The following is a 13,452-nucleotide window of genomic DNA, read 5'->3' as shown; positions in this document are numbered from 1 at the left end:
GGGAGCAGAATCTTTTACGCAAGGGCTTTTTACAAAAAAAAAGATCGCATGCCGATCTTTTAGGCAATTACGATCTTTTTCGTATAGATAGCGAGCAAAAACAGCCAATTTTACGGCTTTTGGGCTGCCTGCTTAATAAAGCCTTGGATCAGCTCTACCGCTTTTTCATCATCCCAATCGACAAATGTCCTGACAAATGCGATCAATTCACCTTGTTGATTGAGAATAAAGGTTGCCGGTATGGTATCAAGCGGAAAGACCTGTCCTAGCTGCTGCTGAGGATCGTAATAGGTCTCAAACTTGTCCATGCCCAAAGAAGCTAAGAAAGGTTCGACTTGCTCTTTACCCTTCATATCGATCGAAATAGGTAAGATACGAAACTCATTTGGATCAAACTTAGCCTTAAAGCGATCGATGGCCGGCAGCTCACGCACACAAGGTGGGCACCAAGTGGCCCACATGTTAACCATCACCACCTGACCTTTATACTGACTGAAGTCTATCGATTTCCCCTGCGCATCCTTAAAAGGTACAGCTTCTATCGGATATGACTTAGGCAATACGTTTATTAGGTCTACGCTCGACTGCACTTCACCACTATTTTGCTTCTGCATGCCTGGATAGGCATGCACAACATTAGAAAAGCTTAGTGCAGCCATGCTTAAGGCTAAGCTTGCAGCAGCGATAGACTTTAACTTCATTTGTTGTCTCGCTTCAGCAGTCGATCCAACTCAGCTTGCTCTTCAGGGCTTATTTCTTGCTCTACAGCATTACTGATTCGCTGCTTTCTAACAAAGACGAAGCCAATCATTAATCCTACTAACAATAACCCTAAAGGACCTAACCACAGCACGTAGGTCTTGGCTTCCATACGCGGCTTATAAAGAACAAACTCACCATAACGGCTGGTCATAAACTCGATGATTTCTTCATCTCCTTTACCTTCATCAACCATTTGATAGACCTCAAGTCTCAGGTCTTGTGCTACAGGCGAATTAGAATCAATCAGATTCTGGTTTTGGCACTGGGGACAACGTAGAGAATGCGCCAACTCCAATGCTCGCTTCTGATTGTCTACCGACTTAAACTCATAGGTATCGACTGGTGTAGCCATTACTGACCCCACCAGCACGAAAGATAAGAATACTGCGGAGATAATCCCAACTAAGCTTTTCATTAAGATGCTCCCTCAGCTTTAGCCTGTGCTTGTAGCTCTTGAATCATTGGGTAAAGGGTCTCTTTCCAGACTCGCATATCAATTGGCCCCGCATAACGGAAACGTATGATGCCGTTATGATCCACCAGATAACTTTCGGGTGCACCATAAACACCGAGATCTAAGCCCAAACGGCCATCATGATCATAGATGTTCTTGGTGTAGGGGTCGCCTTCCCGGCTCAATTCGCGGATCGCTAAAGCGCGATCATCACGGTAATTAATCCCATAGATAGGCAAGATATTTTGTCTTGCTAATCGCATCAAATAAGGATGCTCATATTTACATGAAGGACACCAAGTCGCCCACACGTTTAATAGCGAGACCTGTCCCTTGAGACTTTCATTGGAAATGATCTCATTGGCATCTTCAAGACGCTCTAGTTGGAAAGCCGGTATCGGCTTTCCTTCCAATGCTGAGTCCAACTGCTGCGGGTTCAGGAAGAGTCCCTTATAAAGGAAGACTCCCATCACCAGAAACAGAATCAAAGGAATAAATAATACTAGCCTTTTCTTCATACTTGCCCCAATTCAAGTTATGCCGTTGCTAATTTTTCTTGTTTAGCTTTTTCGTCAGCTGCATCAGTAGCTTTAGCTCTACGATAACGCTTATCAGACGCTGCGAAGAAGCCACCCACCATCATGAAAATGCTACCAAACCACAACCAGCGAACAAAAGGTTTGTAGTTTAGACGTACCGCAAATTCGGTGCGGCTAATCGGATCGCCCATAGTGATATAAAGATCGCGGAACAGTCCCCAATCAATACCAGCTTCAGTCATATCCATAGTACGCACATTGTACTGACGACGATCAGGCTTTAGCAGCGTAATAAACTCGCCATCTTTGGTCACTTCAACCTGACCTTGCTGCGCCGTATAGTTAGGTCCAACAACATTTTTGGTTTCGATGTAATGGAAGCTATAACCCGCCAACTCTTGCGTGATACCCGGTCCCATACGAACACTCTTCTCAATCGAGTAGTTTGACACCATAGTGGCACCCACTACAGACACTGCAATACCCAAGTGAGCGATGATCATGCCCAGCTGGCTGCGCCCCATACGCGCCAAGCTTAAGCCTTCTTTTGACTGCATGATTTCGTAAGCGGCACGCAAGGTTGCTAAAGTAACCCAAACTGCGGCGCCAATACCGAACATCACCCAAGCATTGAACTTACCATCGACGAGGAAAGGCGTAGCTACACCAATAACGGCTGACACTACTGCCGGAACCAGCAACTTAGCCTTTAGCTCACCAGCTTTCGCTCGCTTCCAACGAATATTTGGACCAATACCCATAAACCCAAAGAGTACTAGCACAATAGGTACGAATACCGCGTTGAAGTATGGTGGGCCTACAGAGATCTTACCCATATTCAAGGCATCGATAAGCAGTGGGTAAAGTGTACCAAGTAATACAGTACCGCAAGCAACAGTCAGCAGGATGTTACACACCAGCAGCATAGTTTCTTTAGACATCAACTCGAAACGTGCTGGGCTCTTCATGTCACTGGCTCGGAAGGCAAACAAGGTGAGCGAGCCACCAATGGCTAAACCGAGTAATAACAGGATGAACATACCGCGACTTGGATCGGCGGCAAATGAATGCACAGAGGTCAGTACCCCTGAACGAACAATAAAGGTACCTAACAAACTCAAAGAGAATGCGAAGATAGAGAGCAATACAGTCCAGTTACGGAAGGTTGCGCGCTTCTCAGTTACGATTACTGAATGTAGCAATGCTGTACCGATCAACCAAGGCATGAACGAAGCGTTCTCAACGGGGTCCCAGAACCACCAGCCGCCCCAGCCTAATTCGTAGTATGCCCACCAAGAACCCAGTGAAATACCACCTGTCAGGAAGATCCAAGCAGCCAAGGTCCACGGACGGCTCCAACGTGCCCACGCAGAATCCAGGCGCCCCCCCATGAGTGCCGCAATCGCAAAGGCAAAGCTCACTGAGAAACCGACATAACCCAGGTACAGCATAGGCGGATGGAAGATTAATCCCACGTCTTGCAGCATAGGGTTAAGGTCTCGTCCTTCCATAGGAATAGGGAATAGACGCTCAAATGGGCTCGAAGTTAACAGCATAAAGAGACTGAAACCAATCACTATCATCGCCAAAATAGCGAGTACGCGAGCGGTGAATACCTCTTCCAGACCTTTACTAAAAAAGGCGACAGCTGCCGTCCAGACTGACAAGGCAAATACCCAGAAGAGTAATGAGCCTTCATGGCCACCCCATACCGCGGCGATCTTAAAGAAAATCGGCAGTTGTGAGTTAGAGTGGTGTGCAACATAGGCAACAGAGAAATCGTCTACGGCAAAGCTATAACCGAGGACGATGACAGAAAGAGCAATAAAGAAAAACATGCCGTAACTTAACGGCCAAGCATAACGAACCAGATATTGATCTTTTCGAGCAACACCGATTAGTGGGACGCTGGCCAATAGAAAGGCAAATGCCAATCCTATTATCAACGAAAAGTGTCCTAATTCAGGGATCATGGGGTTTCCTCAGTCCTATATAAGAATCAGTTGAAGCTTTAGCCTCTACTAATTCACGAGAGTTTGCAATTCACACTACTCAAGGTACAAAATTTGAGTCATTTTAGTATTTGCTATTGTATCTGTCTGCCTCTTTCGCACAATTCTGGGTGACCTGTCTCATTCTTGCGAACAGAAACGCAGGGTTACAATTGTTATAAACTGACAGATTTTATGCTCTGACCCTTGTTTGAAACTTAAGTTTCAGCCAATTTTTGAAAATAGAATCGAACTGTGAACCAGTGCAAAAGTATCAGTATTTAACGACACTAATCCCTTATATTACTGTTCAATGAATAATCTTTCCGTATAATCTGATCCCTATATCGCGCGGCATCCCCGCATTTCTGCAACTAATGTGAAAAAGAAATAATGACCACTCTCTGGATTTTTATTGCGCTTTTTGTATTAGTCAGCCTAGTGCTGATTTGGTTTCCACACTTTCGCCAGCAACAGATGTTGCAGGCCGAAGAGGCTGGTGTGCGTAAGGCCACTAACCTCGAACTCTTTAATAACCGTTTAGCGACACTGGAAAAGGAACTCGAAGATGAGCTTCTGGATCAAGATGAGTTTGACGCTCTAAAGAAAGAACTCGAAATCAGTTTGCTACAGGACATGAAGCAGGGCGAGGATGAATCCTTAGTCGGCCAGCTTAAACCTAAGAGCATATTATGGCCAGCCTTTATGTCTGTCGTCTTGCTAGGTTTATCCGGTTACTTCTATGCCACCTTAGGGGCTTATGCTAACTTGGATAAAGCCGTCCCTGATAATCCACACGCAGGAATGGATGCTAGCCAGATTATGGCTCAGCGCATCCAGATGATGGAGTCACAATTACAAGCAGAGCCTGATAATAGCCAACTGCTGTTTAGCCTAGGTCATTCCTACATCAACGCCAATCGTTATGACGATGCGGTAAAATCATTTGATAAGGCCATGGAACTGGTTGGTACTCATGCCGAATTGCTAGGGCCTAAAGCGACTGCACTCTACTATAAGGCTAATCAGCGTATAACACCCGCGGTTCAGTCCATCATAGACCAATCTCTGGCGCTAGATCCTAAAGATCCTTCTACACTGCTACTGGTTGGAATGGATGCTTTCTTTAATGCCAATTATCAAAAAGCAATCGATGCTTGGCAGATCATTCTCGACAGCAACAGAAACGATGTCGATCGCAGCGCTATCATCAATGCAATTGAAAGTGCCAAGATGAGAATACAAGCTGAAACCGGTGAAATGCCAAATGACGCAACCCATCAGCCGGCCACCGCAGGTAAGACAGTGACTATCGATGTCTCCATCTCACCAGAGCTAGCACAACAGGTCGGTGGTAGCGATATGCTGTTCATCTTTGCTCGTAATACTGAAGGCCCTAAAGTACCTTTAGCTGCGACCAAAGTGTCTGCCAAGTCTTTACCTGTCTCCATTACTCTAGACGACAGCACCGGCATGGGCGGAGACATCAAGCTAAGTGATGCCAAACAGGTTGAGATCATAGCGGTTCTTTCAAAGCATGGTTCTGTGAAGGCACAACCCGGTGATATGCAGGGGCGCCTAGAAACCATGGAAGTAGGTACAACGGCCAAACTTGTGATTGACACGTTAGTCCAGTAAACCCTAGATCATTACATTCTGGGCGACTCTCTCAGAAACCAAAAGCCGGCATTCGCCGGCTTTTTTGTTGCCCGAACATTGAGTCCCGAACATAAAAAAAGCCGACTTGAAGTCGGCTTTTTCTCAACGAAGTTGGATTACTTAGACATGAACTCGATAGCGTTCTTGTAATCTTCGTCGGTACAATCCGTGCACATACCGCCTGGTGGCATAGCGTTAAGACCTGTCTTAATGCTACTAACTAAAGCGTCTAAGCCCTTAGCCAAACGTGGCTCCCATGCAGCTGCATCATGAGCTTTAGGCGCACCAGCGACACCCATACTGTGGCATACCTGGCATGCCTTGTTATATACAGCCTCACCTTCTTGTGCAAAAGCGTTTGCAGACAAGGTCAATGCAGCCACTGCAGACAATGCTAACAGTTTTTTCATGTTCAATGTTCCTAATGCAAATATTAACAGAGCTCTATGCCACCCTAAATATGGGGCAGACTTATTTTATAGCGGTACTAGGATACATCAAACTTCAACAAAACTCACCTTTTTGTGACTAATATCAGAATTTGACAGTTCAACATGTTATAGGCACTCCCTTTAACTGATACATTAGCAATTGTTGAAAAAGTTCAATCCCAAGTACTAAAAGGTTTTGCTTTTTGGAAGCATATCAAATTGCTGACACTAAACAGAGACCAAGACTAAACCCCTCAAGGGGATTATGTTAATATCGCTTACGTTCACATCTGGCTTGAGATAGAGGGTTCAGTGGTAGAAGAAAAAACAGCAACGACACTGGTATCGGCCGACAACTTGACTTGTATCCGCGAAGAGCGAATTCTATTCGACGAACTCAGTTTTGATATCCAAGCGGGTGAAATTGTACAAATAGAAGGGCCTAACGGCGCAGGAAAAACCAGCCTACTGCGTATTCTTGCTGGCTTATCTAGACCCTATGGCGGAGAAGCTAAGTACAAGGGCACTGACATTACCCGCTGCCGCGACGAATATAATGATGATCTTTTGTATCTTGGCCATCTTGCAGGTGTAAAAAGCGAGTTAACGGCCGAAGAGAATCTTAACTTCAATTTAAGAATCAGTGGGTATGATGATTTCAATACTAATCAGATCCTCGCGAAAGCGAATCTATCTGGTTTTGAAGAAGCGCTAGCTGGCCACCTATCGGCAGGCCAACATCGTCGAACAGCCCTAGCCAGACTCTGGCACACCAACTGCAAGGTATGGCTGTTAGATGAACCGTTTACTGCAATCGATAAGAAAGGCGTCGAAGAATTGGAACACCTGTTTTTACAACATGCTCAAAACGGCGGTTGTGTCATCATGACCACCCACCAGGATATGAGTATTATCGGTGACGATATTCTGCGTAAAATCCGCCTAGATTATCGCTTTATATAAAGGTGTAGTGAATGAACAAAGGTATCAGCTTTACTCAAGCTTTTTTTACCCTGCTAAAGCGCGATCTTCAAATAGCTGTCCGCCACAAGGGCGACATCTTCAATCCGCTACTGTTTTTTATCCTAGTGGTCACTCTGTTTCCGCTGGGCATTGGGCCTGAACCTCAGGTGCTTTCGCGCGTTGCTCCCGGTATTATTTGGGTCGCCGCCCTGCTCGCCTCTATGCTTTCGCTTGAGCGTCTGTTCAAGGCAGACTTTTCAGACGGCAGCTTAGAGCAGATGCTGCTAAGCCCACAGCCATTATCCTTAATGGTATTGGCTAAAGTGCTTGCACACTGGCTATTAACCGGCGTACCGCTTATCTTAGTCGCACCACTGTTAGCCGTATTGTTACACCTCGAAGCTAATAGTTATGGTGCGCTGCTGTCCACCTTGGCACTTGGTACCCCAGTACTGAGCCTTTTAGGGGCAATTGGTGTTGCGCTTACGGTAGGGTTACGCAAAGGCGGTGTTTTATTGAGCCTATTGATTCTACCGCTTTATATCCCGGTTCTAATTTTTGCAACCAGCGCTATTGATGCAGCTGGTTTAAATCTACCCTACAGCGGCCATCTCGCTATTATAGGCGCTATGCTGGTCGGTTCGTTAATATTGGCACCATTTGCTATTGGCGCCTCATTAAGAGTGAGTACTAACTAATATGTGGAAATGGCTACATTCTTACGCAGACCCTCAAAAGGCCTATAACCTATCAGGCAGGCTACTACCTTGGTTTGCAACACTTGCTATCGCATTTATTGGCGTTGGTTCTATCTGGGGCTTGCTGTTTGCTCCGGTTGATTATCAACAGGGTGACAGCTACCGCATCATCTTCATCCACGTACCAGCCGCCTCAATGTCTATGTCGGCCTACATGGCGATGGCTACCTCAGCCTTCATTGGCTTGGTATGGCAGATCAAGTCGGCTGACTGGGCGGCGGCAGCCATCGCACCTATCGGTGCCGTTGTCACCTTTATCGCTCTGATCACTGGTGCCGCCTGGGGTAAGCCTATGTGGGGTACTTGGTGGGTGTGGGATGCTCGCTTAACCTCTGAGCTGGTACTGCTATTCCTATACCTAGGTGTGATCTCACTATACGCCTCTTTCGAGGACAAGGTACTTGCAGCACGAGCCGCTGGCATCCTAGCGATTGTAGGTGTGATCAACATACCAATCATTAAGTATTCAGTAGAGTGGTGGAACTCACTTCATCAGCCAGCAACGATTAAAATCACCGAGAAATCCTCGATGGCACCTGAGATGCTGTACCCGTTACTGATCAACATCTTTGGTTTTGGTCTCATGATTGGAGCCATCACTTTAGTACGTTTCAGAGCCGAGATCTTAGCCAGAAATGGTATGCGTCCTTGGGTTAGGGAACTCGCGAAAGCTGAAGGAGTCAAATAATGCAGTTCGATTCATTAACAGATTTTTTTAACATGGGTGGCTACGCCTTTTATGTGTGGCTATCTTACGGCATAACCGCCTTCGCACTTGGCACCTTGATCTTGGTGAGCCTGCGCCAAAAGCGCAAAATCCTCACTGAAATCTCAAAGAAAATGCAACGCGAAGAACGCCTTAAAGCCAACCGGAGTAAAGAACAGTGAACGCCAGACGTAAGAAAAGACTCGCCTTAGCAACCGCCTTAATAGGTGGCGTAGCCGCAATCGCATCATTATTGCTTTATGCGCTAAATTCAAACCTGAACCTTTTCTACACACCAACAGAAATTGTCCATGGTAAAAAAGACACAGGCGTTAAACCCGAAGTGGGCCAGCGTATCCGTGTCGGTGGCATGGTAACCGTTGGGTCTCTAATCCGCGATCCTGACAGCCTCCACGTTGAATTTGCTGTACATGATGCAGCCGGTGGTGAAGTCATAGTGACCTATGACGACTTGCTACCTGATCTGTTCCGTGAGGGCCAGGGCATTGTGGCTCAAGGCGTACTGATTGAAAATGGGAAGTTGGAAGCAACGGAAGTGCTGGCCAAGCATGATGAAAACTATATGCCGCCAGAAGTCGCCGAAGCGATGGGACAAACCCACGAAAAACTCGACTACAACACGACACAAAAATCAGGCTATTAAGCCACTTACATTAAAGGCCTCTTACGAGGCCTTTTTTAATGCGCTTCCACTTACTTACACAGGAAAATCAGCTATAACTATATAAAAGTGCTTTGGAAAATCATCCATGCGTATCCTTGTTTTACTCCTATTGCTCTACAGCCTGCCGAGCACTGCAACAAACCTTCTATTTATACATAGCTATCATGAAGGCTACCCTTGGGTGCAAGATTACCGGCGAGCCATATTGGATAATCTAAGCCAACCAGTCCAAGTAGAGGACTTTCTCCTAGACTCCAAACGCCTACCCTATGAAGAATATGTCAAACGCGCTGATATGGCTTGGAACGTCATAAAAAGCCGTAGACCAGATATGATAGTCCTTGCCGACGACAATGCCATCACGCTATTGAGTGAACGCATTGCGACCACCGATATCCCGGTTGTTTTTCTAGGGCTGAACACGAATCCAAGAGATCATGGAATCCAAACATACGAGCAATTCACCGGTGTCTTAGAACGTCCTTTATTTAAACGTTCACTATTACTCGTCGATCACATATTGCCGAAAGCTGAGTCGAGAAAACTGCTTGTCCTCTCGGATAACAGCGCTACAAGTCGGGCCGCCCTAAGTCCAATCAGTGATGAACTCAAACCGATCAGGCTAGGCAATTTGACCATAGAGTTTAAGCTCGCTGACTCTGAACAAGCATGGCGACAGGCAGTACTCAATGCGAAACAAGCAGGCTACCAGGGAATATTCATCGCCCTCTATCACACCATCACTTCAGAGCTGGGAGAGCATGTAGACCCCGAAAAAATTATTGCCTGGACTGCCAAGGAGTCTCCCGTGCCGAATTTTGGTTTCTGGGATTTCACTATAGGTAAACAAGCCAACACAGGTGGTTATGTGCTCAATGGCTATGAACATGGCAAGCTAGCGGCAACCTTAATCAACAAACTATTACATGGCGCCAAGGCCAAAGACTTAGGTTATATCAGTGACAGCAAGGGCAGCTTTCGCTTTAGCCTCTCAGGCGTTGCCAGATGGCACCTGTCGATTCCCAAGGAGATGTCTGATAAGGCACAGTGGGTTGACTGATTACGGCGGCAAGAATGCCTTTAGAGATGAATTTGAGATAAGAAATAAAAAAGCCGGGCATAGCCCGGCTTTTTAACAATGAACTTAAGTGTTACTCAGCAGCTTCTTCAACAGCTTCAGCAGCTTCTGGACGACCTACTAGTTCAATATACGCCATAGGCGCTTTATCACCAGTACGTAGACCGCACTTAAGGATACGGGTATATCCACCAGGACGTTCCTGGTAGCGTGGACCCAATTCATTAAATAACTTACCTACGACTTCAGCGTCGCGAGTACGTGCAAATGCCAAACGACGGTTTGCAACACTATCACTCTTAGCAAGTGTTATTAGAGGTTCAACTACGCGACGCAATTCTTTCGCTTTAGCTACAGTAGTCTTGATCACTTCGTGACGGACTAAAGAGCTTGCCATGTTACGGAACATAGCTTGACGATGACTGCTGTTACGGTTTAGTTGACGACCACTCTTACGATGGCGCATGACCTAATCCTTATTACCTAAATCTGTACAAACTAGGACTTATAGGTCGTCTGCTAAACTAGCCGGAGGCCAGTTTTCTAGACGCATACCTAATGAAAGTCCGCGAGAAGCCAACACATCCTTAATTTCGGTAAGAGACTTCTTACCCAAGTTAGGAGTTTTAAGTAGCTCAACCTCAGTACGCTGTACCAGATCTCCGATGTAATGAATCGCTTCGGCTTTCAAACAGTTAGCCGAACGTACAGTTAGCTCTAGATCGTCGACAGGACGCAACAGAATTGGGTCGAACTCTGGTTTCTCTTCTTTCTGCTCTGGCTCAGTGACATCACGAAGCTCAACAAACGCATCTAGCTGTTCAGCTAAGATGGTCGCAGAACGACGAATTGCTTCCTCAGGATCGATAGTGCCGTTAGTGGTCATATCGATAACGAGTTTGTCTAAGTCAGTACGCTGTTCAACACGTGCTGCTTCAACATTGTAAGCAATACGCGCGACAGGTGAGAAAGATGAATCCACTAACAAACGACCGATTGGACGATCATCGTCTTCGGTCTGTGCACGTGCAGAAGCAGGCACATAACCACGACCACGTTCAACACGGATACGCATGCTAATGTCATTATTACCAGTCAGATGACAGATAACATGATCAGGATTCATAATAGTAACATCACCATCGTGCGTGATATCTGCTGCGGTAACAGGGCCTGCGCCTGACTTGCTTAAAGTAAGCATAGCCTCGTCTTTACCCTCGATAACCACTGCTAAACCTTTAAGGTTTAATAGGATTTCTAGGATATCCTCTTGTACGCCTTCCTTGCTGCTGTATTCGTGCAGTACACCATCAATCTCGACTTCGGTAACCGCGCAGCCGGGCATAGACGACAATAGGATACGACGCAACGCGTTACCTAGAGTATGACCAAAACCACGCTCAAGCGGCTCCAGTGTAACCTTGGCACGTGTTGGGTTAACCTGCTCGATATCAACGAGACGCGGTTTAAGAAATTCTGTAACAGAACCCTGCATTGTGTCCTCTCTTGTTTATTAGCTTTACTTAGAGTAAAGCTCGACGATCAGCTGTTCGTTAATATCCGCAGATAAATCGCTACGCTCAGGCAGACGCTTGAAAGCACCTTCCATCTTAGCGGCATCTACTTCAACCCATGTTGGCTTTTCGCGCTGAGAAGCAACTTCTAGAGCAGCTTTAATACGAGCTTGCTTTTGAGACTTCTCACGAACGCTAATTACATCATTCGCAGACACTTTGAATGATGGAATGTTAACAACGCGGCCGTTTACCATAATTGACTTATGGCTAACTAGCTGACGTGCTTCAGCACGGGTAGCACCAAAACCCATACGATAAACTACGTTATCTAAACGGGTTTCTAAAAGAGTAAGTAGGTTTTCACCAGTGTTACCTTTTAGACGTGCAGCGTCTTTGTAGTAGTTACGGAATTGCTTTTCAAGCACACCATAAGTACGACGAACTTTTTGTTTTTCGCGCAGCTGTACGCCGTACTCAGACAAACGAGCTTTACGAGCGCCGTGTTGTCCAGGTGCAGCTTCTAGCTTACACTTCGAATCAATTGCTCTCACACCGCTTTTTAGGAAAAGGTCTGTACCTTCTCGGCGAGTGAGCTTGAGCTTTGGACCCAAGTATCTTGCCATGTTCTTTCTCCAACTATCCTATTAAAAACGGGGCGATTAAACGCGACGTTTCTTAGGAGGACGACAACCATTATGAGGGATCGGCGTCACATCGGTAATGTTGGTTATCTTGTAACCAACCGCGTTCAGCGCTCGAATAGCTGACTCACGCCCTGGACCTGGACCCTTCACGAAAACTTCAAGGTTTTTGACACCGTAGTCCTGAGCTGCAACACCTGCGCGCTCAGCAGCTACCTGTGCAGCGAATGGGGTAGATTTACGTGAACCACGGAAACCTGAACCACCAGAAGTTGCCCAAGAAAGTGCATTACCTTGACGATCTGTAATGGTGATAATGGTGTTGTTGAAAGATGCATGGATATGAGCCATGCCATCAGCAACCTGTTTACGTACGCGCTTGCGCGTTGAACGTGACGGAACTTTAGCCATATTGGTTTACCTTCCCGTTACTTTCTAATTGGCTTACGTGGACCTTTACGCGTACGCGCATTGGTCTTAGTACGTTGCCCACGAAGGGGCAGGCTACGACGGTGGCGGAGACCACGATAACAACCAAGGTCCATCAGACGCTTGATGTTCATAGAGATCTCACGACGCAAGTCACCTTCTACAATGTATTTAGCAACTTCTTCGCGTAGTGTGTCTATTTGAGCTTCGCTCAATTCCTTGATCTTAGCATCTTCAGCAATTGAAGTAGCTGCGCAGATTTGTTGTGCGCGAGTCAGTCCAATACCATAGATAGCAGTCAATGCAATGACTGTGTGCTTTTGATCAGGAATGTTAATGCCAGCGATACGGGCCACTATGCACTCCTCATAAGTTAAAGGCCATCTGTGAAAAGCCCGGTAGGATACTCGACAGATGACGATTTTGCAAATAATATTTTGACCAGCTCAGAAACTGAGCTGGTCAAAAGTTTTTAGCCTTGACGCTGTTTGTGTTTTGGTTCAACACAGATAACGCGTACAACGCCGCTACGCTTTACGATCTTGCAGTTACGGCAGATCTTCTTCACGGAAGCTCGAACTTTCATTTCATCACTCCGTAAAGCTACTTAGCGTCCAAAGCGATCTAAATTCGCTTTGTTAACTAGGTTAGCTTTCTTCATCACAGACTCATATTGATGTGACATCATATGGGTCTGAACCTGAGCCATGAAGTCCATGATCACGACTACCATAATTAGTAGTGAAGTACCGCCAAAATAGAACTGTACTTTCCACGCGATTAACATGAACTCCGGAATTAAACAGATAAAGGTTATATATAATGCACCAGCCAGAGTT

Annotated in this window: 18 protein-coding genes and 1 pseudogene; 7 read left to right on the top strand and 12 right to left on the bottom strand. The window is 46.1% G+C overall.

Annotation, left to right across the window (positions count from 1 at the left end; genetic code table 11):
• Nucleotides 1-110: 110 nt before the first annotated feature.
• The 4 genes from NY07_RS18290 to NY07_RS18275 are packed head-to-tail and all read right to left on the bottom strand — an operon-like array spanning nucleotide 111 to nucleotide 3,728.
• Nucleotides 111-701, bottom strand: coding sequence for a TlpA disulfide reductase family protein (locus tag NY07_RS18290; RefSeq protein ID WP_033540794.1), 591 nt, complete (start codon nucleotides 699-701; stop codon nucleotides 111-113).
• Nucleotides 698-1,177 carry a heme lyase NrfEFG subunit NrfF gene (nrfF, locus tag NY07_RS18285; RefSeq protein ID WP_033540793.1) on the bottom strand — a complete coding sequence of 160 codons (480 nt, stop codon included), beginning with the start codon at nucleotides 1,175-1,177 and terminating at the stop codon, nucleotides 698-700. The genes NY07_RS18290 and nrfF overlap by 4 nt, the downstream gene beginning before the upstream one ends.
• Nucleotides 1,177-1,734, bottom strand: coding sequence for a DsbE family thiol:disulfide interchange protein (locus NY07_RS18280; protein ID WP_033540792.1), 558 nt, complete (start codon nucleotides 1,732-1,734; stop codon nucleotides 1,177-1,179). The genes nrfF and NY07_RS18280 overlap by 1 nt, the downstream gene beginning before the upstream one ends.
• Nucleotides 1,735-1,751: 17 nt before the next feature.
• Nucleotides 1,752-3,728, bottom strand: a complete 1,977-nt coding sequence (locus tag NY07_RS18275; protein WP_033540791.1) for a heme lyase CcmF/NrfE family subunit — start codon at nucleotides 3,726-3,728, stop codon at nucleotides 1,752-1,754.
• 411 nt (nucleotides 3,729-4,139) lie between these two features.
• Here NY07_RS18275 and ccmI point away from each other — a divergent pair, with 411 nt between their 5' ends.
• Nucleotides 4,140-5,384, top strand: coding sequence for a c-type cytochrome biogenesis protein CcmI (gene ccmI, locus NY07_RS18270; RefSeq protein ID WP_033540790.1), 1,245 nt, complete (start codon nucleotides 4,140-4,142; stop codon nucleotides 5,382-5,384).
• Between the two features lie 137 nt (nucleotides 5,385-5,521).
• Here the strand turns inward: ccmI and NY07_RS18265 are convergent, their stop codons facing one another.
• Nucleotides 5,522-5,815, bottom strand: coding sequence for a c-type cytochrome (locus NY07_RS18265; protein ID WP_033540789.1), 294 nt, complete (start codon nucleotides 5,813-5,815; stop codon nucleotides 5,522-5,524).
• Nucleotides 5,816-6,148: 333 nt separating this feature from the next.
• Between NY07_RS18265 and ccmA the strand changes: the two genes are divergently transcribed.
• The 6 genes from ccmA to NY07_RS18235 all read left to right on the top strand — a co-directional run bounded on the left by ccmA (nucleotide 6,149) and on the right by NY07_RS18235 (nucleotide 10,008).
• Nucleotides 6,149-6,799 (top strand): cytochrome c biogenesis heme-transporting ATPase CcmA, encoded by a 651-nt coding sequence (ccmA, locus tag NY07_RS18260; protein ID WP_033540788.1) that lies wholly within the window; start codon nucleotides 6,149-6,151, stop codon nucleotides 6,797-6,799.
• Between the two features lie 11 nt (nucleotides 6,800-6,810).
• Nucleotides 6,811-7,497, top strand: coding sequence for a heme exporter protein CcmB (gene ccmB, locus NY07_RS18255; RefSeq protein WP_033540787.1), 687 nt, complete (start codon nucleotides 6,811-6,813; stop codon nucleotides 7,495-7,497).
• Between the two features lies 1 nt (nucleotide 7,498).
• On the top strand, nucleotides 7,499-8,245 hold the full coding sequence (locus NY07_RS18250) for a heme ABC transporter permease (RefSeq protein ID WP_033540786.1): 747 nt from the start codon (nucleotides 7,499-7,501) through the stop codon (nucleotides 8,243-8,245).
• A complete protein-coding gene (ccmD, locus tag NY07_RS18245; protein ID WP_033540785.1) occupies nucleotides 8,245-8,445 on the top strand; it encodes a heme exporter protein CcmD in 201 nt (66 codons plus the stop codon). The genes NY07_RS18250 and ccmD overlap by 1 nt, the downstream gene beginning before the upstream one ends.
• Nucleotides 8,442-8,927, top strand: coding sequence for a cytochrome c maturation protein CcmE (ccmE, locus tag NY07_RS18240; RefSeq protein ID WP_033540784.1), 486 nt, complete (start codon nucleotides 8,442-8,444; stop codon nucleotides 8,925-8,927). Before ccmD ends, ccmE begins: the two co-directional genes overlap by 4 nt.
• Before the next feature lie 316 nt (nucleotides 8,928-9,243).
• The gene (locus NY07_RS18235) at nucleotides 9,244-10,008 is read left to right on the top strand and encodes an ABC transporter substrate-binding protein (protein ID WP_161783175.1); all 765 of its coding nucleotides are present in this window, start codon (nucleotides 9,244-9,246) and stop codon (nucleotides 10,006-10,008) included.
• Between the two features lie 91 nt (nucleotides 10,009-10,099).
• Here NY07_RS18235 and rplQ read toward each other — a convergent pair whose 3' ends face one another.
• From rplQ to secY, 7 genes and pseudogenes are all read right to left on the bottom strand, one after another.
• A complete protein-coding gene (gene rplQ / locus NY07_RS18230; RefSeq protein ID WP_011863991.1) occupies nucleotides 10,100-10,492 on the bottom strand; it encodes a 50S ribosomal protein L17 in 393 nt (130 codons plus the stop codon).
• A gap of 39 nt (nucleotides 10,493-10,531) precedes the next feature.
• Complete coding sequence (locus NY07_RS18225) at nucleotides 10,532-11,521, bottom strand: DNA-directed RNA polymerase subunit alpha (RefSeq protein ID WP_011863990.1); 990 nt, start codon at nucleotides 11,519-11,521, stop codon at nucleotides 10,532-10,534.
• Between the two features lie 24 nt (nucleotides 11,522-11,545).
• Nucleotides 11,546-12,166, bottom strand: a complete 621-nt coding sequence (rpsD, locus tag NY07_RS18220; RefSeq protein ID WP_011863989.1) for a 30S ribosomal protein S4 — start codon at nucleotides 12,164-12,166, stop codon at nucleotides 11,546-11,548.
• Nucleotides 12,167-12,202: 36 nt separating this feature from the next.
• Nucleotides 12,203-12,595 carry a 30S ribosomal protein S11 gene (rpsK, locus tag NY07_RS18215; RefSeq protein WP_011863988.1) on the bottom strand — a complete coding sequence of 131 codons (393 nt, stop codon included), beginning with the start codon at nucleotides 12,593-12,595 and terminating at the stop codon, nucleotides 12,203-12,205.
• Nucleotides 12,596-12,612: 17 nt separating this feature from the next.
• Nucleotides 12,613-12,969 (bottom strand): 30S ribosomal protein S13, encoded by a 357-nt coding sequence (gene rpsM / locus NY07_RS18210; RefSeq protein WP_011863987.1) that lies wholly within the window; start codon nucleotides 12,967-12,969, stop codon nucleotides 12,613-12,615.
• 116 nt (nucleotides 12,970-13,085) lie between these two features.
• On the bottom strand, nucleotides 13,086-13,199 hold the full coding sequence (rpmJ, locus tag NY07_RS19265) for a 50S ribosomal protein L36 (protein ID WP_006083579.1): 114 nt from the start codon (nucleotides 13,197-13,199) through the stop codon (nucleotides 13,086-13,088).
• A gap of 21 nt (nucleotides 13,200-13,220) precedes the next feature.
• Nucleotides 13,221-13,452: pseudogene (secY, locus tag NY07_RS18205) on the bottom strand (preprotein translocase subunit SecY); the annotation flags it as partial.

Source organism: Shewanella sp. ECSMB14101 (assembly GCF_000773485.1).
Taxonomy (GTDB): Bacteria; Pseudomonadota; Gammaproteobacteria; order Enterobacterales; family Shewanellaceae; genus Shewanella; species Shewanella marisflavi.
Note: the sequence above shows the minus strand (reverse complement) of the source record. Positions and strands in the feature narration are given on the sequence as shown.

Excerpts from the sequence above, each read along its gene's own strand:
- NY07_RS18290 (WP_033540794.1), bottom strand. The coding sequence starts at position 701 with ATGAAGTTAAAGTCTATCGCTGCTGCAAGCTTAGCCTTAAGCATGGCT.
- nrfF (WP_033540793.1), bottom strand. The coding sequence starts at position 1,177 with ATGAAAAGCTTAGTTGGGATTATCTCCGCAGTATTCTTATCTTTCGTG.
- NY07_RS18280 (WP_033540792.1), bottom strand. The coding sequence starts at position 1,734 with ATGAAGAAAAGGCTAGTATTATTTATTCCTTTGATTCTGTTTCTGGTG.
- NY07_RS18275 (WP_033540791.1), bottom strand. The coding sequence starts at position 3,728 with ATGATCCCTGAATTAGGACACTTTTCGTTGATAATAGGATTGGCATTT.
- ccmI (WP_033540790.1), top strand. The coding sequence starts at position 4,140 with ATGACCACTCTCTGGATTTTTATTGCGCTTTTTGTATTAGTCAGCCTA.
- NY07_RS18265 (WP_033540789.1), bottom strand. The coding sequence starts at position 5,815 with ATGAAAAAACTGTTAGCATTGTCTGCAGTGGCTGCATTGACCTTGTCT.
- ccmB (WP_033540787.1), top strand. The coding sequence starts at position 6,811 with ATGAACAAAGGTATCAGCTTTACTCAAGCTTTTTTTACCCTGCTAAAG.
- NY07_RS18250 (WP_033540786.1), top strand. The coding sequence starts at position 7,499 with ATGTGGAAATGGCTACATTCTTACGCAGACCCTCAAAAGGCCTATAAC.
- ccmD (WP_033540785.1), top strand. The coding sequence starts at position 8,245 with ATGCAGTTCGATTCATTAACAGATTTTTTTAACATGGGTGGCTACGCC.
- NY07_RS18235 (WP_161783175.1), top strand. The coding sequence starts at position 9,244 with ATGGCTTGGAACGTCATAAAAAGCCGTAGACCAGATATGATAGTCCTT.
- rplQ (WP_011863991.1), bottom strand. The coding sequence starts at position 10,492 with ATGCGCCATCGTAAGAGTGGTCGTCAACTAAACCGTAACAGCAGTCAT.
- NY07_RS18225 (WP_011863990.1), bottom strand. The coding sequence starts at position 11,521 with ATGCAGGGTTCTGTTACAGAATTTCTTAAACCGCGTCTCGTTGATATC.
- rpsD (WP_011863989.1), bottom strand. The coding sequence starts at position 12,166 with ATGGCAAGATACTTGGGTCCAAAGCTCAAGCTCACTCGCCGAGAAGGT.
- rpsK (WP_011863988.1), bottom strand. The coding sequence starts at position 12,595 with ATGGCTAAAGTTCCGTCACGTTCAACGCGCAAGCGCGTACGTAAACAG.
- rpmJ (WP_006083579.1), bottom strand. The coding sequence starts at position 13,199 with ATGAAAGTTCGAGCTTCCGTGAAGAAGATCTGCCGTAACTGCAAGATC.